The organism is Pseudomonas sp. LBUM1672 (genome assembly GCF_059695655.1).
Genome location: NZ_CP166781.1, coordinates 3,804,510 through 3,829,740 on the forward strand (window position 1 = coordinate 3,804,510; position 25,231 = coordinate 3,829,740).

Genomic DNA, 25,231 nt, shown 5'->3' on the forward strand with positions numbered 1-25,231 from the left:
GATGACGTCGCTTTATTGGCCCTATTGGCTGGCCCACTACTACAGCTTCCTGGAATTCTCGACCATCGTGGTCGCGGTGCTGATCCTGATTTCCAGCCTGGACGATCTGTTCATTGACCTGTGGTACTGGTCTCGCCGTCTGTTTCGCAAGTTCACCGCGGACCGAAAATACCGGCCGCTGACCGCCGAGCAGTTGATGGCCCGGGATGAACAGCCGCTGGCAATCATGGTCCCGGCCTGGCTGGAATATGACGTCATCGCGCCGATGATCGAAAACATGGTGTCGACCCTCGACTACCAGAACTATGTGGTTTTCGTCGGCACCTACATCAACGACCAGCGCACCATTGATGAAGTGGAGCGCATGCGTCGGCGCTACAAGCAGTTGCACCGCGTGGAAGTCCCGCATGCCGGGCCGACCTGCAAGGCCGACTGCCTGAACTGGGTGATCCAGGCGATTTTCCTGCACGAGAAAACCCACGGCATGACCTTCGCCGGTGTCGTGCTGCACGACAGCGAAGACGTGCTGCACCCGATGGAATTGCGCCTGTTCAACTACTTGCTGCCGCGCAAGGACATGATCCAGTTGCCCGTGGTGTCGCTGGAGCGCAACTGGTACGAATGGGTGGCCGGCACCTACATGGACGAGTTCGCCGAATGGCACGGCAAGGACCTGGTGGTGCGTGAAAGCATGACCGACACGGTGCCGTCTGCCGGCGTCGGCACGTGCTTTTCACACCGCGCGTTGCGTGTGCTGGCCGGGGAAACCCAGAACCAGCCGTTCAACACCGACAGCCTCACCGAGGACTACGACGTTGGCGCACGCCTGGCCAAGGTTGGCATGAACGCGATCTTCGTGCGCTTCCCGGTGCAGTTTCGCGTGCTGCGCAAATCCTGGTTTCGCAAGCCTTACGAATCGACGCTGAAGATGCCGTTGTGCGTGCGCGAATTCTTTCCCGATACCTTCCGCACCGCGTTCCGCCAGAAGGCCCGCTGGACACTGGGCATCGGCCTGCAAGGCTGGGAGCAAATGGGCTGGAACGGTTCGCTGGCCAACCGGTATCTGCTGTTTCGTGACCGCAAAGGCGTGGTGACGGCGTTCGTCAGCATCATCGCCTACGTGATTCTGGTACAGCTGCTGGGCCTGATCATCCTGCGCCAGAGCGGCCTGTGGGACGTGAGTTTCCCCACGCCATTCGAAACCAACGGTTTCATCAAATACTTGCTGCTGGCCAACGGTGTCGCGCTGGCCTGGCGCATCGCCCACCGCTGCTATTTCACCACCGTGCTGTACGGTTGGCAGCACGGTTTGCTGTCGATCCCGCGCATGGTCGTGGGCAACTTCGTCAACTTCATGGCTGCGTCACGGGCCTGGCGGATGTTCCTGGTCGGCAAGGTCATGAACCGCAAACTGGTGTGGGACAAGACCATGCACGACTTCCCCTCCACCGACCTGGTCGCTGCCGCACCGCGCAAGCTGGGCAGCGTGTTGCTGTCCTGGCAGGCGATCAACGAAACCGACCTGCAAAACGCCCTCGCCGAACAGAAAACCCGTCACATGCCATTGGGGCGGATCTTGCTTAGCAATGGCTGGCTGGACGACGAGACCCTGGCCGAAGCCATCGCCTTCCAGAACGACCTGCCGCGGGTGTTCGATGTGGCCCACAAGGCACAGGCATCGACCCTTACTTTGGACGATGAATTCGCGCTGCGCTGGCGTGTGGTGCCGGTGGGTTTGAATGCCGACGGCCGAGCACAACTGGCCGTGGCCAGTCCGTTGCCGGCCGAAGGTCTGCAACAGGTCAGCGAAGTACTGGGCAGCGAGCCGTTGCAACTGATTGCCCGGGAAAGCGAAATCGTCGCGCAGTTGCGCCTGATGAACGTGCGCGAAGGCCAGTCGGTACCGGATGCCCGCGCGCCACTGCTGGGTGATCTGTTGATCGAAATGGGCCTGCTGGATCGCGACGTGTTCAACCGCACCATGCTGCAGTACCGCCCGCAGCGTCACGGACGCATCGGCGACTATCTGGTCGACAGCGGCGTGCTGCCCCGCGCCACCATCGAAAAGGCCGTGGCACGTCAGCACAGCCACTACCCTGCGGAGCTACCGGCATGAATCGCCCCTTGCTGACCCTCATGGCTACGGGGCTGAGCCTGATACCTGCGCTGGTTCATGCCCAAACGCTGCCATTGCCGTTGACCGGCCCGGCCTATGTCACCGCCAACGAGGCCTACAGCGCCTACGAGCGCAAAGACTACGACCTGGCCATCGCCAAGGCCCGCGAAGCGTTGCGTCAGCGCGCCGACATCACCCGTTTGAACACGCTGATCGTGCTGGCGCAACGGGACAAGGATCTGCGTGATCATCCCAAACGCTACTCACCGTCACGTCAGGCGCCGGGTTTCGGCGCCGCGGCCCAGGCCTTCAAGGCCTATGATCGCGATGATTTCGGCGCGGCGGCACAGGCTTCGCGCAAAGCCATCGCTCAAGCACCCAAGCGCATGGATTATCGACTGCTGCTGATCGAGTCGTTGCAGCGTCAACAACATCTTCAAGAAGCGGATCAGGCCACCACTCAGGCACTGGCCGTGTTCCCGGACGACGATACGTTGCTGATGCGCCGCGAAGCGATTCGCCGGCAATTGGCGGCGCCGCTGGCCGTCCAAGGTTATCGCGCCCTGGAGCAAGGCCAAGTGCCGTTGGCCGTGGATCAGGCCCGGAAAGCCGTCGCCTGGGCACCGGAAATCGGCGCCAATCAGCAACTGCTGATCAGCGCCCTGCTCGCGGCCAAGGATTACCGAGGGGCCGAGCTGGCCGCCTCCGGCGCACTGGCTCAGGACGATGGCGAAATCGCACCGTGGATTCTGCGCAGCTACGCCCTTGATCGTCAGGGCAAAACAGCGGCGGCCCAGGCTGACCTGAACCAGGCTCTGGCTATCGAGGGTCTGCTGGAAACGGAAACCCGTGACATTCGTTTCTTCGCCGCCGACGCCGCGCTGGCCCATGGCGAGCCTCAGCGGGCGCTCGATCAGCTGCAACCTTTGGCCGACGACGAAAGCGGCGAAGTGGCCCGCCGACGCACGGCCGCCAGAATGGCGCTGCGACAGAAGAACAACGGCTTGAACGCTGTTGCCCAGTTCCCGGCCCCGGCCTTGAACTGTCAGGAAACGGCATTTGGCCTGGTCTGCGATATCTGGCCGGGCAACCAGCGCGACGGCGGAACCGACAAGGCCGGCCAGGCCTACGCCGCACTCGCCAGCAAGGACCCCGCCTCAGCCGTCGTCCTGGCGAATGAAGCCATTGCCCGTGCGCCGCAGAATCCGGCGTATCGGCGGTTGCTCGTCAGCGCCCTGAGTGACCAGAAACGAGTGCCCGAAGCCATTGCGGCAGCCAGTGAGGGCCTCAAGCTCACAGGCGATGACGCGCGGCTGCTGGCCCAACGCGGTCGTCTGCGCCAGCAATCGGGTGACGACGCCGGGGCTCGCGAGGACTTTACCCAGGCCTTGGCGCTAGGCAGCCTGCCTGCTTATGAAGAAGCCAGTTTGTACAGCGCCATCGGCCAGCGTCGAACTGCACGCGAACGGCTGCAACAAGCGCGGGACACGGGCGAACTGGAATCGATGAGCGACCTGCAAATCGCTTACTTGTCGGTCCAGGCTGGCGACGATGACGGCGCCAACGTGTCGTTCCGCAAGGCCGATGTCGACACCCGTCTCACGCCGACCGCCACTCAGGATGCCGCCTATAACGCCATGCGCGTCAGCGAGGACGAGCAAGCCGTCAGCTACTTCAAGCGCGTCATCGACGCAAACAATGCCGGTGAACTGGACCTGTCCCCGCAGCAGCTGTTCGACACCCGTCGCGCCGTGGCCGATGTATCGCGCACCTGGGGTTTGACCAACACCACCAGTTATCGCGGCAACAGCACCAGCAGCGGCCTGAGCTCAGCGCCGAGCGGCGGCAATAGCAGCAATGACAGCCTGCAAAACAGCACCGAACTGTCCTGGCGTCCGTTGGGTTATCGCAACGCACGGTTTGTCGAACTCTACGGACGCGTCACCGACACGCTGTGGAGCAAGAACAGTGATTCGGACACCGGTTTCGATGCACTGCAAGGTGCCGTGGGTGTACGGGTCAAACCCTTTACGTCGCTGAACGTGATGGCCGCCGTCGAGCGCACATTCCCCTTGGGATCGTCGGACGTCGACGGTGACTGGCTGCTGCGTCTGGGCTATGGCGCAAGCGTCGGGACCGATCTGCGGGTCGATGCCTCCAGCTGGTGGACTTCGCAGTTGTTCGCTGAAGCCGGACATTACGTCAACGATTCGCGTGACTATTTCAACAGCGAATGGCAGGTCGGCCGCAGCTATGCCATCGGTGGCGCAGGCTCGCGCTGGGTGACGTTCCCCCATGTAGTCGCCGCGTTCGATTACGACTCGAAGATGAACAGCGGCACCGACGCCGACGGCAAGTCGGACTCATCTTCCGGCAAGGCCGGTGGCATCGGTGTCGGCAACAACGTGCGCTACTGGTTCCGCGAAGATGCGTACAACGCGCCCCGCTCCTATGTCGACTTCTCCCTGCAGTACCGCGTCAAGGTGCTGGGCGATGATCGCGCTCAAGGTGTCTTCGGTCGCCTGACTTACTCCTATTGAGGACTTGCATGAACATTCAATTCTGTTTGTGGCTGGGACTTGGCCTGATCCCGATGGGGGCAAATGCCGCCCCTGAAATTGCCCAGTTGTACGCGCCAAAACTGCCCGAGGGTTCGGCCTGGGTGCGGGTGGTCAACCCCTCCGACACCGCCATGCAGGTCCAGGTGGGCCAGGGCGCGAGTTTCGCCCTTTCCGCCCAGGCCACAGTGGCCAGTCCTTTTCAGGTCGTGGACTCGCGACAGCCGCTGCAAGTGACCGTCAACGGTCGCGAGATACAGGGCCTGAGCACATCGAAAGGTGCATGGGTCACACTGATTCTTGACAGCGACCCGGCACGGACACCCCGCCTGATCATCGATCCACCGCTGCGCGGCAAAGACCTGCGCGCCGAACTCAATATCTACAACCTGGCCAACGGTTGCGAAAAGGCTGGGGTCAAACTGGCTAACCATGCCCCTGTGTTCAATCAGGTGCCGTTCAACGGCCAGGCCCAGCGCACGATCAACCCGGTGCAAGCGACACTGGTTGCCAATTGCGAGCAGAACAGCAGCCTGCCGTTCAAGCTGGCGCCCTTCAAGGCCGGCGATCGTTACAGCCTGTTCCTGGTCGGCTCCCGGCAGGCTCCACGCCTGATCGGCCTTGTCGACCAGACCGCGCCATGACCCTTCAATTGAAATCTCGCTTGCCGGTTCCCGCCATTATTGCCAGTTTGTTATTGAGCCTGTCGGGCTCCGGTGTTGAAGCGGCCTCGGCGGTCATTACCGGGGAAGGTGGCTGGCTGTTCCCGGCCTGGGAAAGCCTGAACAAGGTCGACAACCCCGGCACAGCCCGCAACATTGCGCTGGTGAAACAACTCCAGCAGAACCTTGCCCGGGAACACATCAGCCTGGTCGTATTGGTGGTGCCGATGAAAGCGCCGTTTTATGCCGCGCGCCTGCCCGCCAATCAGCCAATGAGCCCAGCCGTGATGCAGCGCTACGAGCACTTGCAGAGCGACCTGACTCAGGCAGGCCTGACCACGCTGAACATCAAGCCCGTCCTGCAACGCACCGAACACGGCAAACAGACCGCGTTTTACCGCGCCGACTACCACTGGACAGCCTGGAGTGCGGAAAACACCGCTGACGCCACGGCGCAACTGATTACCGAGCGTTACCGCCTGCAAGGCGAACCCGGCGGTGGCGCTGCGCTGGGCGAGTGGTTTGACCGTCGCGCGTTCGGTGACCTGGCGAGCAATTTCCTGCCGGCGATCAAGCGTAAATCGATTGGTCGCGACATTTACACCGTTCGCCATCAGGCCCAGAACGACTTGCTGATCGATGACGCACCGGCACCGGTCCAGGTGATCGGCAACAGCTTCGTCCAGCCTTACCTGGGCTTTACGCAAAAGCTCTCCAATGCCCTGGACCGTCCCGTCGCGCTGACCTGGAATCCTGGCGATGTCGGCCCATGGGCTACGCTGCTGCAATACCTGGAGTCTGCGGATTTCGCCCAACACAAACCGCAAGTGATCGTCTGGCAATTCAACGAGGGCCAATTCCACCTCGGCCCCGATGCCGCAGCTAACTGGAACGCCAAAGGCGTCACCTCGCTGAGCCAATGGCATCAGCGCATCAATAAGGCTCTTCCGTGAACATTCTTGGTTACACCGCCAGTCGCGCGACCGTTGCGGGTCTGTTGTTTGCCGCCATTCTCGGCACCGGGACTGGCGTGCTCTACGTGACGGACAAAAAGGCCCAGACCCCAGGGATCGTCGGCATCGTCTGGCAGCCGGACAACAAGACCGTCGGCATCAACGGCCATTGGGAAAAACTGGGGGCCCGTGAGCTGCTGGTGCAGTGGACCGTCGTCGACGATCAGGCATTCGTTGCCGGTACCGGCCTGCCCAGCGTACCGGTTCTGCCCGATTGGGCACGCATTGCCAAGGCCCCTTGGGCGCAAGACGTCATCCTCGGACTGGCCGGCTATTTCAGCGAAAACCGCTCACGGGACAACATCGAGCAACTGGCGGCAGTCTCGGCACGCATCGCCAAATTGCCGACGCCCTTGCACGTCACCGGCTGGTATTTCCCCGCCGAAGTCGACCCCAGCTGGACCCGCGCCAAAGAGCTGCCCGCCCTGCTGGCCAAGTTACCGCGACCGTTGTGGATCAGCGTGTATGACGGCGCCAACATCGGCCCCGTCGCCACGGCCGAATGGCTCAAGCAGTGGCTGCCGAATGACATTGGCGTGTTCTTCCAGGACGGCGTCGGTGTCTACGCCCGCACCGCACCGGTTGCCAGAACCTACGCCGACGCCTTGCGCCAGCGCCTGGGCAAAGATCGGGTGCGCATCATCGTCGAAGCCTTCCGCCCCAACTTCGGAGGTGGATTCCGCTCCGCGACCGTCGCGGAGCTCAAACCGCAATTGGCGGCCTATGACGGTTATCCGCTGTACCTGTTCGACGGACCGCACTACGTGACGCCTGAGCTGGTGGAGCAACTGGCGCGATAACGTCAGGCCGGGTTAACCCCTGACAGCCGCTTCAATCGCCGCGACGTCGATTTTCCCCATCTGCATCATGGCGTTGAACGCGCGCTTGGCCGCTGCTTGATCAGGGTTGTTGATCGCGTCCGTCAGGACGCGGGGCGTGATCTGCCACGACAGTCCCCATTTGTCCTGGCACCAGCCACAGACGTTTTCCTGGCCGCCGTTTCCGACAATCGCGTTCCACAAGCGGTCCGTTTCGGCCTGGTCGTCGGTCGCCACCTGGAACGAGAACGCCTCGTTATGCTTGACCCCCGAGCCTCCGTTCAAGCCGAGACAAGGAATGCCCATCACCGTGAACTCGACCGTCAACACATCGCCCTGCTTGCCCGCCGGATAGTCGTCAGGCGCGCGAAGAATGGTGTCCACCGCGCTGTCGGGAAACGTCTTGGCGTAGAACGTCGCAGCCTCCAGCGCAGCGCCGTCGTACCAGAGACAAATCGTGTTTTTGCTGACCATTCTGGTTCTCCAGTATTGGGGAGTGAATGATCATTCTAGCTGGCTGATGACTGGAAGCCCGGCTCGGCGCAAACCGCTGACGTGGCGCGAAGTGCAGGTAGCCCCAGAAGCACGACCACCACCATGAAGATCCCCGCGACAATGGCGACACCGAAACCTGCCCGCGCGCCGTAGACATCGATGATAAGACCCGCGGCCACGCCACCGAGCGCTACGCCGATGCTGATGCCCGTCGACATCCACGTCAGACCTTCGGTGATCCGGGACGGTGGAACAATGATCGTACCGAGGTTCATGACCACGACCATCGTTGGCGCAAATGACATGCCGGCCACAAATAGCATCCCCGAGAGGATGTAGACGTTCGGTGAGAAAATCGGCAGTACGCCGGTGACGGCCGTGACCAGTACTCCAACGAAGAACTGTTTTTCAACCGGCAAGGAAAACCTTAACGCGCCGAACGTCAGGCCAGCTATCAGGGAGCCGAGCGCATAGGCGGCCAGAATGAAGCTGGCAGACGCTGGCCAGTCTTGCGCGTTGGCGAAGGCAACCACCGCCACATCGATTGATCCACCAATCGCACCCATCGCCAGCAGCGCCAGGACAATGGTGCGAAGGCCGGGGATCAGCAAAGCCGAGCCTGCGTTCTCCTTGCGGCCCACGACCACCTTCGGTTCTGTCTGCCGTTGCAGCAGAAAAGCTGTCACGCCGATGACCAGCAGCAAGACGGCAACCAGCGGCCCGGCTTCGGCGAAGAAACGGGTGCTCAAACCAATGGCCAGGGGTGGGCCGATAATAAAGGCCATCTCAGTGATAACCGTGTCCAGGGAAAAGGCCGTGTGCAATTGCGGCTTGCCACGGAACAGTTGTGACCAGCGCGCTCTTATCATCGCGGGCATGCTTGGCATCGTGCCCGCCAGTGCAGCAAGGATAAAAAGCAGGACAGGCGGAGCCTTCATATACACCGCAAGTATCAGCGCCAACAACATGCCAACACTGAAAGCAGTCATAAGCGGCAGAACCCGACTTTGACCTCGCCGATCAACGAGTTTCGATACTTGCGGGCCGAACAGCGCATTCGCTAATGTAAAAGTGCCCGCGACTGAACCGGCCAGCCAATAAAGACCCGTCTGCTGCACCAACATGATAATGATGCCGATACCGATCATTGCCTGGGGCAAACGGGCAATGGAGCTCGCGACCACCAACCCCATGACGCCGGGGATTGCGAGCAGTTCGCGGTAGTGATTTGCCATGATGACTCCGTTTTATTATTCAACGTTTATACGTATCCCGCTGCGCGCGATGCAAACCATGAGAGCAGGTTATAGAAAACTGAACGTGCACTTCACCAAGCAGGCAAGCGGCCAGTTACATAACTGTCAACAGAACCCACACGCATGTAGTTGAGCGACGAAGGCAACGTTATTGCAAAATCACGCGAGTGATGCCGCTCGCACAGATGCCGAATAAAACAACGAACTGAAGATAGAGAAATAACTTTTTCCTGCATCCTTGCCTCCCAGAAGTGAGCAACATCACTTCCATTGATTGATTGCCCCTACATCATGTAAGTGCAAACCCATGAACAACTATAAAATCAAACAATAACTGGGGTTTATATTCAGAAAGAACATTCAAGTTACAGCTCTGAAAATCATCGAAACCAAGGGTCTACTCCTGACACATCGAAGTCAACATCGCTTCATCGCGGCACTCAATGAAAGCCCGACCCATCCCGCCGGGCTTTTCATGCGCAAAAATAAATCAGTCCCCGATCAAGGACCGACTGACTTTGTAAACAAGACTCGGCGCCTGCCCCGGTACGTCATCCAGCACGTCGACACGTTGCATGCCGATCTTTTCCAGCACGCCTATCGAGGCGGTGTGGGCAGGCCTGACCAGCGCAAAAACCTCCGGCACCTTCAGCTCATCGAATCCATATTCAAGCGCCGCCCTGCTCAATTCGGTCGCATAGCCTTGCCCCCACGCAGTCACGGCCAATCGATAACCGAGGTTCAGCAGCTCGACTTCACCAAATTTGCGCAGACCCATCCCGCCGAAACCGATAACGCAATCCGGGGAAGCACGGGTGGTAATGGTCCACAGGCCGTAACCGTGTAGGGTCCAGTGGCGAATCCAGTCTTCCAGCAGCGTTTCAGCCTGGTCAATCACAGTCAAAGGCCCGGCCGGGTTGTACTGGTTCGTGGCAGGGTCGCCGTAGATAGCAAACAGGCTGGCCAGGTCTTCGGATCGAGGCGGCCTTAACAGCAATCGCGAGGTGGTTCGTTGCATCGATATTTTTATCCTTGGCGAACGTCGGGACGTCCTACTGCGGCTGAAAGGTCTGAAGATACGCCAACAGGTTTTCGATCTTTTCCGGATCGCTGAGCCCCCAGAAAATCATGCGGGTGCCGGGCACCACTTCCTTTGGATTTTCAAGGTACGCGGTCAGGGTTTCGCGGGTCCAGACGATGCCGGCCGATTTCATGGCGTCGGAATATTGATAATCTGTGCTGCTGCCAGACGGGCGTCCAAAAATGCCATTGAGTTGCGGCCCGAACGAACCACGCGCCGACTCCCCGACCTGATGGCAGCCGCCGCATATTCGCTTGAACAGTGTCGCCCCCGCCTCAGCATCGCCGGCTGCCCGGGCTTGCGCACCGGACAACCCCGCAGTGAGAGCCAGGGCCAGGGCCAGGGTGAGGGCTGCGGCGTTCTTCATGTCCTGCTCCAAATCATCTGTGACCAACCGCTCGGGCATCAGCTCGCACCCGGCTGAAACGTCTTCCTGCAAGCCGGTGGAATATCGAACCGCTACCCGCTGACAGCGGCAAGCGCAGACTCTATCCTGTGCAACCCCGCGATTCCACCGGAGTACCCTTTGCCCCCCCTGACCAACCGCGAGGTTTACCAGCAATTGCGCGATGCCGCGCTGGACGTTCGGCGTCTGATACTCCTTCCCGAACAACCCGAGCCCGGCCACGTGCACGTCGATATCGAAGGCTGGCGCCTGAGCCTCGGTGTCGACGGCACTCGCCTGCTGCATTGCCAACGTTGCCAGAGCCCGGACGGCCGCGAAGGTGAACTGGGCCACTGGCAACGTTACGGCACCGACCCTGTCAGCTTGCTCAGCACTTGGGAACTGGCGCAGATCGAGCGCCTGCTGTGCCTTCGGCACCAGACTTAAAGATCAACAATCACCGTACCGGCAATGCTCTCGGCAAATTCGACACCGAACAGACGACCCGGCGTTTCGAAGCCGGAACGCCGCTCCCCGGCCAACACGCGTCGCGCGGCTTCCACGGCGGCCAACGGTGTGTAGGAGTAGCCGTTTAGGGTCTCGATCCTCGACCGCGCAACCTGCCCATCGGCCCCTGTCACCTCCGCAACCGCACGCGCCCGGTGAGACAAGCGCTCTTGCTCGCTGGGGCCATCGGGAAGCTGTGACAAGTCACCCTCGGGGAAAGCTTCTCCGCTGATGTGAACGAACATGGCGATGTTCGCGATACCCATCGAGCGCCCACCCGTGACCAGATCACCAAACGACAGCGGCGCGCAGAGCACAGGCCCGGCGCCGAAATCGAAGTGACGCGGTTGCGCATCCGGCGCAGGAACGAGTACGCCGTCAACCCGCGCCATCAATCCTGCATCGATGATCTCGCCGACACTGTTGGCCGATCCGCGCGACATGGAGCCTGCAACCTGCAGCGCGATCCGCAGCGACTGCGGATGGTCGACGCGGCGGACAACGTGCATGGCAAGACAGTCCGTGGGGACAACGTCCCAGCCGACGCCGGGCAACAGCATCACGCCGGCTTCCTCACCCAACCGTTCAGCCAGTCGATAAACGTTGATCTCGGCGGTGATGTCGAGATAGTCGACTCCGGCCTCGATACAGGCCCGCATCAAAGGCTCTGCCGTGCGCACAAAAGGGCCGGCGCAGTTCAACAGGACGGTGACGCCGCTCAGTGCTTGCGCCGTTTGAGCGTCTGGCGCGAAGGTGCGATAAGGCACGCTCAGCTGCCGCGCGAGTGCCGCCACCCTTGTCTCGTCGCGACCGGCGATTTCGAAGTCCAGCCCCTCAGCTTTCGCCTGTGCCGCCACCATCCGGCCGGTGTACCCGGTTGCGCCGTAAATCAGCAGCGTGCTCATTGTGGGTGCTGCCAGTTTTTATAGACGAACTCGATGCTGTACCCGTCCGGGTCCAGTACGTTGGCCGCGTAATAGCTCGGGTCGTAATGCAACCGTGCGCCAGGAGCACCGTGATCCGTTGCGCCCGCTTCCATCGCAGCGGCATAGGCTGCATCGACCTCATCCAGGCTGTTCGCAACGAACCCGACATGAGCAGCCCGTCCCTCCACCGCACCTTCACGCAGCCAGAAAAATACGCGGCCCTGTGCGCCGAAACCCTTGAGGTCCGGGTGACCGGGCGGGCCGTCCTTGCCGTCGTAATCCAGCCGGAGAGAGATCCCCAGCGGTGCGAGCGCCGCGATGTAGAAATTGACGGAGCGCCGGGTGTCGCTCACGGAGATAAAAACATGATCAAGCATGGAATGTGCCTCGCTGATTCAAATGACGTAACCGCCGGAAACTTCAATGGACTGCGCGTTGATCCAGCCACTTTCTTCGGACATCAGCGTGGCGATCACACGACCGACATCGTCCGGTTCACCAATGCGACCGAGCGCCGTCTGCGAGGCCAGCAGCGTCTCGAATTCTTCGCTCAAGCCACCCCCCAGTTCGGTGCGAATGGCACCGGGCGAGACGGCGTTGGCACGGATGCGCCTCTCGCCAAACTCCTTGGCCATGTAACGTGTAAGGATTTCCAGCCCACCCTTGAACGCGGCATAGGGCGCCACGCCCGGGGTGACCACGCGTGTCGTCGCGCTGGTCAGGTTGACGATGCTCGCGCCCTCCTCCATCAGCGGCAACAAGGCCTGGGTCAGGAAAAACGGGCCCTTGAGGTGAACATTCATGAGGTCGTCGAACTGCGTCTCGGTGACCGTCTCAATCGGATTGAACAGACCGTGGCCGGCATTGTTGACCAGACCGCCCAGGGTCGTGGCTTGCCAGTTCGATTGCAGCGCCTGCCGTACCGCAGCGACGAACACGCCGAACGTTCCGGCATCGCTGACATCGAGTTCGAGGGCAACAGCTTTGCCACCCTCGGACTGGATGCGTTGAACAACCGAATCGGCCGCTTTCTGGTTGTTCTTGTAGGTCAGGATGACGCCCATTCCGCGCCGGGCACATTGCATTGCGGTGCTGGCGCCGATGCCTCGGCTGCCGCCGGTGATGACGATGACGCTCATGGCTTGCTCCACTGTTAATCAGGTGAGCCACCACGGTAACCACAGAACAACTGGCGGGCGCAGCCGTTACTACTGCAATCCTGCCTGTTTCTGCTTTTTGCTTGCGTCGTGCGTCCCCCTGCTGTCAGATGTCTCCCCATGGAAAATCAACTGAATGAACTCAGGGCTCTTGCCGCAAGGGCCGAAAACAGGCGTACAGAGACTGGAATTCCGCGCGTGGCCATGGTCCAGGGTGCGATCCCCGAACATCAGCTGGCGGCGGTCTATGAACCGATGATCAACCTGATCCTGCAGGGCAGTAAGTCCATGACCGTCGGCGATCGTACGTTGCGGTATGACCCGGCAACCTATTTCGTGATGTCGATCGAACTGCCGGCGGTCGGCAGTGTGCATCCGGCCACAACCGGCGAACCGTATCTCGCCGTCGCCTTGACGCTGGACCCTGTCGTTCTGGCGACGTTGCTGACGGACCTGCCAAAACCTGCCGCACCGCCTGAACAGGAGGCCGGTTTTTCCGTGGCTGCGGTCACGCCCGAGCTGATGGATGCCTGGGTGCGCATGCTGCGATTGATGGACCGGCCGGCGGACATCGCGGCGCTGAGTCCGGTGTACGAGCGGGAGATTCTCTATCGGGTTTTGCAAGGGCCCCACGGCTGGATGCTGCGCGAAATTGCTGCGCCCGATACGGCCATGGCTCGCGTGAGCCTGGCCATCCAGTGGATCCGCCGCGCCTTCGCCGAGCCGCTGCGGGTCGATGAAATGGCCCGGAAAGCGTCGATGAGCGTGTCTGCGTTTCATCGCCATTTCAAAGCCGTCACCACGCTCAGCCCCTTGCAGTATCAAAAACGCGTGAGGCTGCTTCAGGCAAGGACACTGTTGTTGGCGAACGCTAAAAGCGTCACCAGCGCCGCTTTCGACGTCGGCTATGAAAGCGCCACTCAGTTCAGCCGCGACTACGCTCGCGTCTTTGGCTTGCCTCCGGCACGGGATGCCGCGCGGATTCTCGCGCAAATGCGCGGTCTTGCCGAATGAGGGCGCTTGAGCGCCGACGTGTACCACTGACTCTGTTTTACGTCATCGCGCTGGCGAATGCGGGTACCGATCAAAATGGCCATGAAAGCGCCGCCACTGGCACCCACCCGACCATTGCGCATACCATGCGGCGACTTCAAACCGTCAGGTATCGCCCATGATCAAAGCCAGTTTGCGAAGCCACCTGACACTCTGGTTTGCCGGTTTGTCCCTGCTCACGCTGGTGAGTGTGGGTTTCTACGTGGGCCACATCGCCACCGAGCAGATGAAGCAGGCGAGCGGCAATGCGTTGTTGAGCACGGCAAGGTCCGCCGCCGAGCTGTTAGGCGCGCAACTGCATGAACGTCAGCTCGAAGTGTTCCTGCTCAGTCGAGCCCCGCTGTTCAAACATGGCGACCTGGACGATCCGGACATCTTGTCGTCGATGGAGCTGCGTTCGCAGTCCCGCGCCGAGTACGCCTGGATGGGCGTGGCCGACGCCGACGGGCGTGTACGGCAAGCCGTGAACGGCCTTCTGGTGAATCAATCGGTGAAGGAGCGCCCCTGGTTTCAGGCCGGGATGCGCGGTGCCTACACCGGCGATCCGCACGAAGCCGTCTTGCTGGCCAAATTGCTGCCGGGAACCGCCACTGGCGAGCCGTTGCGCTTCATCGATTTCGCCGCACCGATCCGCAATGCCAATGGCCAGGTGATCGGTGTGCTGGGCGCGCATGCCCATTGGAGCTGGGTGACACGGATTGTGGACGCTGCGGTGCTGCGCAAGGACATGACGCCTGAAGTGGAGGCGCTGATCGTCGACCACGACGGCAAAGTACTCTACCCGGAAGCGCTCATGGGGCAACACGTGCCGAACATGCCGCAGGCCCGGGAAAACCATTCCGACACCGCTGGCTGGTCAGTGGGCAATGGTTACCTGACCAGCGTTGTCGCGGTGCCTACCCCTTCAAGCACCGACCTGACGTGGTACATCGCCGTACGGCAACCACTGGATATTGCGCTTCAGCCGGCACGTATCCTGTTCTACAAGTTGCTGCTGTTGGGCGTGATTGCCGCGATCGTATTCGCTTTGGTTGCTTATTACCTGGCGCTGTACCTCAGTCGCCCGATCGAGTTGTTGGCCAAATCGGCCAAACGGGTACAGAACCAACAGCCAGGTGCAACGTTCCCCCAAGACCATCCGGTGCGGGAAATTGCCCAGCTGGGTCAATCCCTTCAGGGCATGACACAGTCCTTGCTCGGCAAGGAACGCGAGTTGCAGGAGGCCAATGCGTCGCTGGAAGCCACCGTCGCGCAACGCACCGCTGCCCTCACCCGGGCCAATGCCGATCTGTTGAAACTGGCCACCCACGATGCGCTGACCGGCGTGTACAACCGGCGGCGATTTGACGAAAAACTGGACGAGTGCAACCTGCTGTTCCAACGCACTGGACGACCGTTTGCGTTGCTGTTCATCGACGCCGACCACTTCAAGCAAATCAACGACACCCACGGCCATGCGATTGGCGATGAGGTGTTGCACCAGCTCGCCCGGCTGATTCAGGACAACACCCGCGCCACTGATTTCGTGGCCCGTTACGGCGGTGAGGAGTTTGCGGTGCTGTTGCCGGAAATCGAGGAGCCGGAGAGCCCCGAGGTCGTTGCCGAGAAGATCCGCGCCGCGATTGCCGCGGCTAGCTTTGCCACGGTCGGGCACGTCACGGTGAGTATCGGCATCGGGCTGGCCGAGTCATCGGACAGCAATACCACCTCACTGATCAAACGTGCTGATCAGCAGCTCTATCAGGCGAAGTGGTCGGGAAGGAACCGGGTGGCTGCGCAGTCCCGCGTGACGGAACGCCACTGACCAAGCAACTCGCTCACCCTGTGGCGAGGGGGTTTAACCCCCGTTGGGTTGCGAATCAGCCCCAAGATCTCGGCACTGTCGAAGATGTTGGGAGCGCTTCGCACTCCAACGGGGATAAATCCACTCGCCACAATTGCGCATCCGCAATCAAGATCGGGTATTGGGCTTACTGAACGTTTTTCAGCTTGACCACATCACCGGAGATTTTGGTGGTGTAACCGGTCAGGACCCAGGCCCAGAACCAGTTTTCCTGCACTTGGGTGTTGATCATTGCGTCGCCGCCCTTGGCTTTGATCGCCGCGTTCTGAGCGCGAACAAAACGGTTGTTCTGCTGGATCGGGATCACGCCGAACAGCAACAGGCCAGTGGCGCTCGCTTCACTGTGACCCAGGACGGTGTATTGGCTGCTTTCATAATGCTGGGTGTTCATCGGTGTGCCGGTGCAACCCGCCAGAACCAGACCGAACAAGGCTACCGCGGCAACTTTACTGAGGTACTTCACTGAAAAACTCCATGAGATGTTGCCCGGGATCCATCTCTCGGGCGGCGCACACTCTAATGGATTAGATGGCCAATTGGTATCAGCTAAAACAGACGATAGCCGCCACATGGGAGACGGCGGCTATCGGTCAGGGAGGATCAAACCGTTTCGGCTCAGCCCTGAGTCACCGCAGCTTGTGGATGCGAAGATGAAACGGGCTCGGGTGCAGGTTCGTCATCCAGCGTGATAAACATCGCCAACACTGGCCCCATCAGCACCACGGCGATGGAAGCACCGAACGCCACCGCCCAGTTGTTCCCCGTGATGTCCAGCAACCAACCGATCACCACCGGCGACACGGCACCGGCCAGGGCCATGCCCGTGAACGTGCATGCGCTGGAGGTCGCGGAATGTTCGTGGGACACCTCGGTGCCGATGACCCAGAGCGGCGAGTCCGCCAATTCCGAGCAAAAGAACGAGAAGCTCAGGCCGCAGGCGCAGATCATCAGGTCGTGGGTGAACAACAGCGGAATCAGGCCAATGATCGAGGCCAGGAAGCCGAAGATGATCAAGTCGCGACGCGAGCGCAGACGGTTGCCGGTGACCTTGAAGCGCCAGTCTGAGAGCATGCCGCCGACTGCGGTGCCGACGGTGCCGCCCAGCAGCACAAAGGTCGAAAACAACGCGGTGTGGGTCAGGTCCATGCCGTAGCGTTGGGTGAAGAACGATGGAATCCAGTTCAAGAAGAACCACAGCACCCAACCATGGCAAAAACAGGTGGCAGCAGCGGGCCAGACTTTACGCAGCATCTGCGGCCAGTTGACCGGTTTGGCCGCCACGGGTGGCAACGGCACAGCGGCAGTGGCTTCGACCAGTTTCTTCGATTCGCTCAGGCTGAAATACATGATGAACATGTAGATCAACGTCACCACGCCGAGAATGACGAAGGTCAGGCGCCACGAGAACTGGATGATCATGAACGTCACGATCAACGGCGCCAGTGCGTTGGCCAGGCGTCCTGACGCATGCATCATGCCTTGGGCCGTGCCGCGCTGGGTGATGGGAATGGCGCGGGCGATCATGCGCGCCGCTGTCGGGTAGATCGGTGCTTCGCCGATCCCGACCACGAAGCGTGCAATCACCAGCACCACCAGACCACTGACCAGCCCCGTGGCAATGGTCGCGGCCGACCAAATGATGCCGTACAGCAACATCGCCTTGCGTGAGCCGATACGGTCACTGAACCAGCCGCCGGGAATCATGAAGCAGCTGTAGGCGATGGCGAAGGCGGAAAACATCATGCCCAGGTTGGTGTTGCTGAAACCCAGCTCCTTACTGATCGTCGGTGCGGCGACGGCCAGGTTGGTGCGGTCCACGTACATGATGAAAGCCATGATGCACAGCAACACGAACGTCAGCGTTGCCCTGCGTTTTTGCGCGAGCGTAGTCGGAATCATTTTTTCCACCTTTTTTATAGTTCTAGTGGGCAGGCGGTCATCCCGGACCGCCTGTCATTGCGTTACTTGAAGAAACCGTGCAGCACCTCGTAGGTCTCGTCCGGGCATTCTTCCTGCAGGTAATGGCCCGAGGGCACAGTGGCGGTCTGAACGATGTTGGTGGCGTAGCGGCTCCAGATTTCTGCGGCGTTATGGTTGCGGCCCACGCCGCCCTTTTCGCCCCAGAGAATCAGCGCCGGGTTGTCAATCCGGCGGCCCGCCTCGAAGTCGGCGGTGTCCATGTCCAGGTCGATGCCGAAGGTCGCGCGGTAGTCTTCGCACATGGCGTGGGTGGTGGCAGGGTTCTTGATGCAGCGGATGTAGTCGGCCAGCGCTTCGGGCCCGAAGAAACTGGTGCCTTGGTCTGTCTTCGACAGTTTGCGGCGGATGAAAAACTCCGGATCGGCGTCCATCATTCGCTCTGGCGTCGGGGCGTCCTGGGTCATGAAGAACCAGTGCCAGGAAAATTTGCCCCACTGGCGCGTGACGTTGTTCAGCAAATAATGCTGCGGCAGCATGTCGACGAAACCGGCCTTGAGCACCTTGTCGCCGTGGTCCAGGCACATGCGATGCAGCACCCGCGCGCCGCGGTCGTGACCGGCGGCATAGAACTGCTCGAAACCCAACGACTGCATCACTTCAACCTGATCCTGGGCCATGGCGCGGAAGGAATAATCCGAGTGATCGCCACCGCCCTCGGGCTTGGAGCTGTCGCCGTAACCGCGCAAATCGGTGCAGACGACGGTGAAATCCCTGGCCAGGCGCGGAGCAATCTTGTGCCAGGACAGGTGATTGAACGGGTTGCCGTGCATCAACAGCAACGGCGGGCCTTCACCACCGACGACGGTGACAATCTCGGCGCCGCTGGTTTTGGTGATGGTCTTGGTGAAATTCTCGAACATGGTGTCAGCCTCGATTCTTTTCTCGATCACGTGGCGGGTATTTAGCGTTTGGCTTTGCGCGCGGCAGCGTTGTCGGCGGCGACACGGAACGCCGCCGCCATGGCGCCAACGTCAGCGATGCCTTTGCCGACGATGTCGTACGCCACGCCATGCGCCGGGGTTGCGTAAACAGTCTTGAGGCCACCGGTCAGGGTCACGCCGGATGAGAAGCCCAGCAGCTTGGTCGCGATCTGGCCCTGGTCGTGATACATGATCACCACCGCATCGAAATCGCCGTTGCGCGCCTTGATAAACACCGTGTCCGACGGGAACGGCCCTTCGCAGGCCAGGCCTTTGAGGCGCAGGGCTTCGAGCGTCGGGCGGATGATCGTGATCTCTTCGTCGCCGAACAGACCGTTCTCGCCGCCATGGGGATTGAGTGCCGCGACGCCGATGCGCGGTGCGTTGTTGCCCAGTGCACGCAACGTGTCGTGGGCCAGTTGCAACGCCCCTTCGATGCGGTCCGGTTGCACCATGTCGACAGCTTTGCGCAGCGCCACATGGGAGGTCACGCGAAAGGTCGAGAACTGCGGGATGATGTTCACTTCGCCGAAGTAACCGACATGTTCGGTCCAGGCCGCAAACATCTGGTGTTCGTCGTGGTACTTCCAGCCACCGCGATGCAGCCCGGCCTTGTTGAGCGGCGCGAAGCAGATGCCATCGAGCTCTCCGGCCAGGGCCATGTCGGTCATGATCTTCAGGGTTTCGCCGGTCAGACGACCCGACTCCGCGTTGACCAGGCCGCGCTCATACAGCGCAGGATCCACGTTGTGTAAATCGATCAAGGGCACGGCCGCCTGGGAATGGTCGGCCTCGCGCAGGTGCACAATCTTCTGGTAGGGAATGCGCTGACCGGCGTCACGCATGCCGAGCTCGAGCACACGCTCGTCACCAATGATCACCACATCCGCCCGCTCACGTGCCTCAGGCGTCGCCAACAGCTTGACGACCAACTCGGGGCCAATGCCGGTGACATCGCCCAGCATAAGTCCAATCAGGGGTTTCATCAGTTTCTCTCCAGTCCAGGCAAGGTGTGTCTTTTATTGTTATGGGCAGCGCCGATGGCGGAACGCAGGCCAACAGTCCGGTGCAACCACTGAGGCCCATCCTAGGCCGACGGGCTGGGGCTTCAAGGTGCGAAACGTGGGGTGGGGGTTCACAGATTGTGGTTTGAGCGGGGGGTGGCCGGAGGTGGCGAAGAAAGATCTTCGGATAGCACCTACGGATGCCGAGGAAGTGTCCCACAAGCGCCTGACACCAAAACGAGGAATATCCTACTTTTGACAGCTTTACAGAGACAAAAAAAGCCCGTTTCAGCCGAAACTAAAACGGGCTTTTCCCCACATCAACGGCCGTTACTTCAGGTCGTCAAAGTGGTCTCGCAGGAACTCGTAAAAGCGAAACGCTTTAAACAATCTCCATACGAGGCTCAGCGTACGCAGCAATAGCTTCATACGTTTTGGCCTCCAGGTTGGGGGCCAAACCTCCAGCGCACTTACCGGATCACGCGTACCTTCGGATATACACGCTAATGTTGTCCGTGAGGCGGCCGGTTGAGTTCCCCCCGAACCATCATTCCGGCACGGGTGCAAAACCGTGTCAGAGGGCGTGAAACCGTTATGTAACTGGCCAAACCTCACAGCCGCATTAGCATGTGAGCGCCGGCATATTAACCTAGAATCTTCAGCGCAGCGGCTGGTCTTTGACGTTCCAAGGCAAAGTGATGACGTGTTTTTGTAAAACGTTATTTCTGTCAGGTTATTTCTATCGCTTAGAACACCGAAATTCTCTAGTGATGCCTGCATATGACGTAAATCAATCAATGCAAAATAACGTTGCAAGGATAAGCAAAGCTTAATACCATGCCCCCACGCTAGTGTTGTCCGTGAGATGCACCAAGCCTCAGCCGCAAACTGGGGCTTACAAAAGAACCGCCCCGCAAAGGCGGTTTTTTTTCGCCTGTCGTTTTTGGACCTTGGCCATGCTGGCTGCGATTCGACCCGCCATATCGCGCGCAGTGGGATCACGATGAATAACCCCACCTCCTTTGCTCTCATTTCACCGTTTTGGCACGCTAGGTCGTTCGCGAAGTGTTGAAGGTGACGGCGGCGTTAATCAGCACCTTCAACGCCTCTTCATCAATCTCATCGCCTTCATGCACATCAATCGCACGTCGGGTATTACCTTCAAGACTGGCATTGAACAACCTTGAAGGATCCTCCAGCGAAGCCCCCTTGGCGAAGGTCATCTTCACGGCGTTCTTGTACGTCTCACCGGTGCAGATGATGCCCGCGTGCGACCACACCGGAACCCGCCACTTCCATTCTTCGACCACGTCAGGGTCGGCCTGCCGGATGAGTGCCCGGACCTTGGCGAGGGTCTCGCCTCGCCAATCACTCAACTCCTTGATTCTCGCGTCTATCAGCGAAGATGCCTCTTCAATCTCTCCGTCATTTGCGCCGATCGCTTCCTTCTTCATCGAGTTGCCGCTCCTTCAGGATGGTTTTCGCCCGCTTCAAGATAGTTGCCGTTTGCCCGCCGTCCAGTGTCGCTGACTGACGGTTTGCGCCCAGGCAATCACCGCCATGCAGAAGAAAAGGGGACGTCTCTATTTTCCGTCCGATCCTGAAGGCGAAGTCCAATTAAACATCGGTGTTTAATCGACATCTCCAGACACTCTCTCAGGCTACACATCCTTGCGCCGTTACCTACGACTGCGCCAGAATCCGCCGGCTTGTGCGCCTTGGACTTGGGACTTATCGTTTCCCCGTCGCTGAAAAACAGCGATGGGGGTTTGGTAGCCCCGGGGTATACGTAAGGTGCTAAGCATCATGATTCGCAGCGTTTGTTCGACTCTGCTTTATGGTGGTCATGCACAGGGCGCTTTCGGGCGCGCCGGTTTCTTACGTCCCGGTCTACCAACCTGAGCATGGCCGCCACCCCTCGTTTGGTAGCGAGAGTGATGGCCTTCATTTAAACGACGTAAGAGGTTTCATCCATGTTCAAACCTACGCCAAATCCACCCGAAACGGACGACGTTTCCCCCTACGAATCCACCGATTCCAAAAAACTCAACGAGGCCGCCGAACGCGCTCTCGACTTTCACTTCCCGTCAAACGCCGACATCAAAGCCACCCCGAGAACGCGCAGTACCCTGTTTTCCGTAGACCCCGAGGCCACGGCCGAAACACTGAGTGTCTACCTGGTCGAGACCCTGGCCTCGGTCGACGTGATGGTGCACCAGTTGGTGGATCACCTGGAGGGCGAGTCGCGCTACGCCCTGCTGGGCATTTCCAACAGCATCATGATGGCGGAGATCACCGCAAACCGGGTGCTGGATAAAATTGATCTACCCAAGTAAGTGCCACTCGCTGTGGTGAATGCGTAACTGACGGTGAGCTGTGCAGCGGTCCCTTTCGGGGTCGCTCACAGCTCCGAGGGATCAACGATGTCGAAACCTTTGCCCCAAGCAGTCAGTGCCTGGCCATCAACCCATGAAGCACCCCGAGCCTCAAACCCGCCTCGGACGGTGTCATCTGGGAGATACCAAAGACCTTGAACGCAGCCAGCATGACCATCAGCCCACCCGGCAAGCTACTCAGGCGATGGGGTTGCAAACCCGCCAACCCGAGCTGATTGACATGCCCCGCTTCAAGCAGGCGTAACGACAAGCGCAGCAGGCCGCCGTAAGTGATTCCGCCTTGGCCTTCGTCATTCAAGCCGTTGGCCTTGAGGACTTTGGCGAGCATCCGCGCGGTGCCTGAAGAACCGATGGACTGCTGCCAACCCAGCGCCCGGTAACGACGTGCGACTTTTTCAAACTGCACAGTGGCGACACGCTCGGCTTCCAGCAGGGCTTGGGCCGTGATGCACCCTCCCTGAAAGTACCGCGCGCCAAAGGTGCCGCTGCCAATGGCAATGCTTTCGGTCAACAGCGGCTGAGTGCCCTGCCCCAGAATCAACTCGGTGGAGCCACCGCCAATGTCCACGACAAGTCGCATACTCGCGGCACTCGGTATCGTGTGGGCAACCCCGGCGTACACCAGCCGCGCTTCTTCATGCCCGGAGATCACGTCGATCCGGAAACCCAGGTGGCGCTCGGCGCTGGTCAAAAACAGCTGCGCATTGTCGGCTTCGCGCACCGCGCTGGTCGCCACGGCCCGCACGCGTCCGGCCTCAAAGCCGCGCAGTTTTTTGCCAAATCGCGCGAGCGCCTGCCATCCCCGATCCAACGCCAGCTCATCCAGCGCGCCGCCCTGGAAGCCTTCTGACAAACGGACGGGCTCGCGCAGGGTTTTGACTTCATGGATCACGATCTGCTGGTTGCGTCTGACCGACTGGCCAATCATCAGGCGAAACGCATTGGAGCCCAGGTCAATGGCCGCAAACAGAGGGGCATCTCCTTTCATGGTGGCGATTCCTGGCAAATTCATCAGCCCTTGGGCGGGGTATTCAAGATGGTTTGTGATGATCCTGCCATGCCTTGGGTGACGCCAAGATGACAGCGCGCTTTATTGACCCCGCCCCTTCATCGTCACTTCTTCGTCATATCCCCCGGCCTAGCATGACCACTTCCACCATCGTCCGGAGTCCTCGCCATGCTTTTAACCAATGACACCCTGGTGCAACGCATTCATCGCGAGCTGCTCGATCACAGTGACGAAGAGCTGGAACTGGAATTACTCGAGGACGGGCACGACCTCAATTCGCTGTTCGAAGAACACGTCGGCGACAACAGCGAAAAGGAAGAAAGACGCCGCTACTTCAGTGAACTGTTTCGCCTGCAAGGCGAACTGGTGAAGCTGCAGAGTTGGGTGGTCAAGACCGGGCACAAAGTGGTGATCCTGTTCGAAGGACGCGACGCGGCGGGGAAAGGTGGGGTGATCAAGCGCATCACCCAGCGGCTCAATCCCCGGGTCTGCCGGGTCGCCGCCCTGCCCGCGCCCAATGATCGCGAGCGCACGCAATGGTATTTCCAGCGCTACGTTTCACACCTGCCGGCCGCGGGTGAAATCGTCCTGTTCGACCGCAGCTGGTACAACCGCGCGGGTGTCGAGCAGGTCATGGGGTTTTGCAATGCCGATCAATATGAAGAGTTCTTCCGCACCGTGCCGGAGTTCGAACGGATGCTCGCCCGCTCCGGCATTCAGTTGATCAAATACTGGTTCTCCATCTCCGATCAGGAACAGCACCTGCGCTTTCTCAGCCGTATTCACGACCCGCTCAAACAATGGAAACTCAGCCCCATGGACCTCGAGTCCCGTCGGCGCTGGGAAGCCTACACCAAGGCCAAGGAAATCATGCTCGAACGCACCCACATCGCCGAAGCGCCGTGGTGGGTGGTGCAGGCCGACGACAAGAAAAAGGCCCGGCTCAACTGCATCAATCACCTGCTCAAGCAGATGCCTTATGAAGAGGTGGAACAGGCGGTGATCCAGTTGCCGGAACGCGAACGTCAAGAAGACTATTCGCGCAATCCGACGCCACCGGAAATCATCGTGCCTCAGGTTTATTGAAACCGGTCAGGCTGCACTGCAGACCCATCGTGCAGCGACAGTCTCTATAGAGGCTGCCGCTTGCGTAAAGACTTTCGCCCTGGCACGCGGGTATGATCCGGGATACCTCCCATGGACCTTCTCTATGCCAGCGTCCACCATTCGCCCCTCCCCCGCGCCCTTGCTCCAGCCAGGCGAAACCGTGGTCTTGTTCGACGGCGTGTGCAAGTTGTGCAACGGCTGGGCAAGGTTCCTGATCCGCCACGACCACGACCGACGCGTGCGGCTGGCCGCAGTGCAATCGCCCGAGGGGCAGGCGCTGCTGGCGTGGGCAGGTTTGGCGCTGGATCAATTCGATACCATGGCGGTGATCCGCGACCGGCACTATTGGGTGCGTTCGGATGCCGTCTTCGAAGTCATTGCCCGGTTGCCCCGCGCCTGGCGCCCGTTAGGACTGTTGCGCGCCTGCCCACGCAGGCTGCGCGACTGGGCCTACGATCGCATTGCGCTGAATCGATACCGGCTCTTTGGGAAGTACGACACGTGCCTATTGCCCAACCCCGACCATGAACGTCGATTCTTGAAAACGCCCACGTGAGCCCCTTGAAACGCACCCACTGGATCGCCCGGGGAAGCCTGGCGTTCATGTTTGCCTATCACGGTCTGGTGCCCAAGTTGCTGTGGCTGAGCCCCGGCGAGCGGACCATGATTCAAGCCCATGGCATCGATCAGGTGGAGTTGTTTGCCTATGCGGCCGGGGTCGTGGAGATTGTCCTGGCCTTATGGTTACTGCTCGCGTCACGCATTGCGTGGCCATTGATCGTTGCCTCGACGGCGTTGGCTGGCTTGCTGCTGGATGTCGCGATTTTCAATCCTTCCCTGCTCAGGGATGCCTTCAATCCCGTCACCCTCAATGTGGCCGGACTGGCGCTGTGTGCGGTGACCTGGAATAGCAGGGGTTGAGCCGTTGTGTGAACCGATCCGCGC

At 60.3% G+C, this 25,231-nt stretch carries 25 protein-coding genes; 12 read left to right on the plus strand and 13 right to left on the minus strand.

The features are described from left to right. Position 1: 1 nt before the first annotated feature. Genes ACA053_RS17280 through ACA053_RS17300 form a run of 5 tightly spaced genes read left to right on the plus strand, consistent with a single transcriptional unit; the run spans position 2 to position 7,149 of the window. A complete protein-coding gene (locus tag ACA053_RS17280; protein WP_497311939.1) occupies positions 2 to 2,116 on the plus strand; it encodes a glycosyl transferase family protein in 2,115 nt (704 codons plus the stop codon). Next, positions 2,113 to 4,656, plus strand: coding sequence for an NfrA family protein (locus ACA053_RS17285; RefSeq protein ID WP_497393214.1), 2,544 nt, complete (start codon positions 2,113 to 2,115; stop codon positions 4,654 to 4,656). Before ACA053_RS17280 ends, ACA053_RS17285 begins: the two co-directional genes overlap by 4 nt. Before the next feature lie 8 nt (positions 4,657 to 4,664). After that, the gene (locus tag ACA053_RS17290) at positions 4,665 to 5,318 is read left to right on the plus strand and encodes an alginate O-acetyltransferase AlgF (RefSeq protein WP_497393215.1); all 654 of its coding nucleotides are present in this window, start codon (positions 4,665 to 4,667) and stop codon (positions 5,316 to 5,318) included. Further along, positions 5,315 to 6,289, plus strand: a complete 975-nt coding sequence (locus ACA053_RS17295; protein ID WP_497393216.1) for an alginate O-acetyltransferase AlgX-related protein — start codon at positions 5,315 to 5,317, stop codon at positions 6,287 to 6,289. The genes ACA053_RS17290 and ACA053_RS17295 overlap by 4 nt, the downstream gene beginning before the upstream one ends. Further along, positions 6,286 to 7,149: an alpha-amylase family protein gene (locus ACA053_RS17300; protein ID WP_497393217.1), complete on the plus strand. Its 864-nt coding sequence runs from the start codon at positions 6,286 to 6,288 to the stop codon at positions 7,147 to 7,149. The genes ACA053_RS17295 and ACA053_RS17300 overlap by 4 nt, the downstream gene beginning before the upstream one ends. A 12-nt stretch (positions 7,150 to 7,161) precedes the next feature. Here ACA053_RS17300 and ACA053_RS17305 read toward each other — a convergent pair whose 3' ends face one another. From ACA053_RS17305 to ACA053_RS17320, 4 genes are all read right to left on the minus strand, one after another. Then, positions 7,162 to 7,641 carry a VOC family protein gene (locus ACA053_RS17305; protein ID WP_497311949.1) on the minus strand — a complete coding sequence of 160 codons (480 nt, stop codon included), beginning with the start codon at positions 7,639 to 7,641 and terminating at the stop codon, positions 7,162 to 7,164. 35 nt (positions 7,642 to 7,676) lie between these two features. Next, the gene (locus ACA053_RS17310) at positions 7,677 to 8,897 is read right to left on the minus strand and encodes an MFS transporter (protein ID WP_497393218.1); all 1,221 of its coding nucleotides are present in this window, start codon (positions 8,895 to 8,897) and stop codon (positions 7,677 to 7,679) included. A gap of 511 nt (positions 8,898 to 9,408) precedes the next feature. Further along, entirely contained in the window at positions 9,409 to 9,936 is a 528-nt protein-coding gene (locus ACA053_RS17315) for a GNAT family N-acetyltransferase (protein WP_109632624.1), read from the minus strand. 34 nt (positions 9,937 to 9,970) lie between these two features. Further along, on the minus strand, positions 9,971 to 10,366 hold the full coding sequence (locus ACA053_RS17320) for a c-type cytochrome (RefSeq protein WP_497393219.1): 396 nt from the start codon (positions 10,364 to 10,366) through the stop codon (positions 9,971 to 9,973). A 159-nt stretch (positions 10,367 to 10,525) separates the two neighbouring features. Here ACA053_RS17320 and ACA053_RS17325 point away from each other — a divergent pair, with 159 nt between their 5' ends. Beyond that, positions 10,526 to 10,831 carry a DUF7693 family protein gene (locus ACA053_RS17325; protein ID WP_497393220.1) on the plus strand — a complete coding sequence of 102 codons (306 nt, stop codon included), beginning with the start codon at positions 10,526 to 10,528 and terminating at the stop codon, positions 10,829 to 10,831. Here the strand turns inward: ACA053_RS17325 and ACA053_RS17330 are convergent. The 3 genes from ACA053_RS17330 to ACA053_RS17340 are packed head-to-tail and all read right to left on the minus strand — an operon-like array spanning position 10,828 to position 12,956. After that, positions 10,828 to 11,796: a saccharopine dehydrogenase family protein gene (locus tag ACA053_RS17330; protein ID WP_497393221.1), complete on the minus strand. Its 969-nt coding sequence runs from the start codon at positions 11,794 to 11,796 to the stop codon at positions 10,828 to 10,830. The two genes, ACA053_RS17325 and ACA053_RS17330, sit on opposite strands and share 4 nt — an antisense overlap. Further along, positions 11,793 to 12,194 (minus strand): VOC family protein, encoded by a 402-nt coding sequence (locus ACA053_RS17335; RefSeq protein ID WP_497393222.1) that lies wholly within the window; start codon positions 12,192 to 12,194, stop codon positions 11,793 to 11,795. The genes ACA053_RS17330 and ACA053_RS17335 overlap by 4 nt, the downstream gene beginning before the upstream one ends. Positions 12,195 to 12,212: 18 nt before the next feature. Further along, positions 12,213 to 12,956, minus strand: a complete 744-nt coding sequence (locus ACA053_RS17340) for an SDR family NAD(P)-dependent oxidoreductase (RefSeq protein ID WP_109632631.1) — start codon at positions 12,954 to 12,956, stop codon at positions 12,213 to 12,215. Positions 12,957 to 13,094: 138 nt separating this feature from the next. Here ACA053_RS17340 and ACA053_RS17345 point away from each other — a divergent pair, with 138 nt between their 5' ends. Continuing rightward, a complete protein-coding gene (locus ACA053_RS17345) occupies positions 13,095 to 13,988 on the plus strand; it encodes an AraC family transcriptional regulator (protein WP_497393223.1) in 894 nt (297 codons plus the stop codon). A gap of 157 nt (positions 13,989 to 14,145) precedes the next feature. Further along, on the plus strand, positions 14,146 to 15,831 hold the full coding sequence (locus ACA053_RS17350; RefSeq protein ID WP_497393224.1) for a sensor domain-containing diguanylate cyclase: 1,686 nt from the start codon (positions 14,146 to 14,148) through the stop codon (positions 15,829 to 15,831). A 166-nt stretch (positions 15,832 to 15,997) separates the two neighbouring features. Here the strand turns inward: ACA053_RS17350 and ACA053_RS17355 are convergent, their stop codons facing one another. The 5 genes from ACA053_RS17355 to ACA053_RS17375 all read right to left on the minus strand — a co-directional run bounded on the left by ACA053_RS17355 (position 15,998) and on the right by ACA053_RS17375 (position 21,228). Next, entirely contained in the window at positions 15,998 to 16,333 is a 336-nt protein-coding gene (locus ACA053_RS17355; protein ID WP_109632637.1) for a hypothetical protein, read from the minus strand. Between the two features lie 152 nt (positions 16,334 to 16,485). After that, positions 16,486 to 17,769 carry an MFS transporter gene (locus tag ACA053_RS17360; RefSeq protein ID WP_497393226.1) on the minus strand — a complete coding sequence of 428 codons (1,284 nt, stop codon included), beginning with the start codon at positions 17,767 to 17,769 and terminating at the stop codon, positions 16,486 to 16,488. Between the two features lie 62 nt (positions 17,770 to 17,831). After that, complete coding sequence (locus ACA053_RS17365; RefSeq protein ID WP_497393227.1) at positions 17,832 to 18,710, minus strand: alpha/beta fold hydrolase; 879 nt, start codon at positions 18,708 to 18,710, stop codon at positions 17,832 to 17,834. A 41-nt stretch (positions 18,711 to 18,751) separates the two neighbouring features. Next, entirely contained in the window at positions 18,752 to 19,756 is a 1,005-nt protein-coding gene (locus ACA053_RS17370) for a PdxA family dehydrogenase (protein WP_497393228.1), read from the minus strand. 1,067 nt (positions 19,757 to 20,823) lie between these two features. Continuing rightward, positions 20,824 to 21,228 (minus strand): DUF1801 domain-containing protein, encoded by a 405-nt coding sequence (locus ACA053_RS17375; protein WP_497311968.1) that lies wholly within the window; start codon positions 21,226 to 21,228, stop codon positions 20,824 to 20,826. Positions 21,229 to 21,747: 519 nt separating this feature from the next. On the opposite strand from ACA053_RS17375, the gene ACA053_RS17380 reads away from it, so the two are divergent. Then, positions 21,748 to 22,110 (plus strand): DUF6124 family protein, encoded by a 363-nt coding sequence (locus ACA053_RS17380; protein ID WP_109632647.1) that lies wholly within the window; start codon positions 21,748 to 21,750, stop codon positions 22,108 to 22,110. 112 nt (positions 22,111 to 22,222) lie between these two features. Here ACA053_RS17380 and ACA053_RS17385 read toward each other — a convergent pair whose 3' ends face one another. Next, positions 22,223 to 23,158, minus strand: a complete 936-nt coding sequence (locus ACA053_RS17385) for a Ppx/GppA phosphatase family protein (protein WP_497393229.1) — start codon at positions 23,156 to 23,158, stop codon at positions 22,223 to 22,225. 189 nt (positions 23,159 to 23,347) lie between these two features. On the opposite strand from ACA053_RS17385, the gene ppk2 reads away from it, so the two are divergent. From ppk2 to ACA053_RS17400, 3 genes are all read left to right on the plus strand, one after another. After that, a complete protein-coding gene (gene ppk2, locus ACA053_RS17390) occupies positions 23,348 to 24,265 on the plus strand; it encodes a polyphosphate kinase 2 (RefSeq protein ID WP_109632650.1) in 918 nt (305 codons plus the stop codon). Positions 24,266 to 24,389: 124 nt separating this feature from the next. Then, the gene (locus tag ACA053_RS17395; RefSeq protein ID WP_497393231.1) at positions 24,390 to 24,842 is read left to right on the plus strand and encodes a thiol-disulfide oxidoreductase DCC family protein; all 453 of its coding nucleotides are present in this window, start codon (positions 24,390 to 24,392) and stop codon (positions 24,840 to 24,842) included. Further along, the gene (locus tag ACA053_RS17400) at positions 24,839 to 25,207 is read left to right on the plus strand and encodes a DoxX-like family protein (protein WP_497393232.1); all 369 of its coding nucleotides are present in this window, start codon (positions 24,839 to 24,841) and stop codon (positions 25,205 to 25,207) included. Before ACA053_RS17395 ends, ACA053_RS17400 begins: the two co-directional genes overlap by 4 nt. Positions 25,208 to 25,231 lie beyond the last annotated feature (24 nt).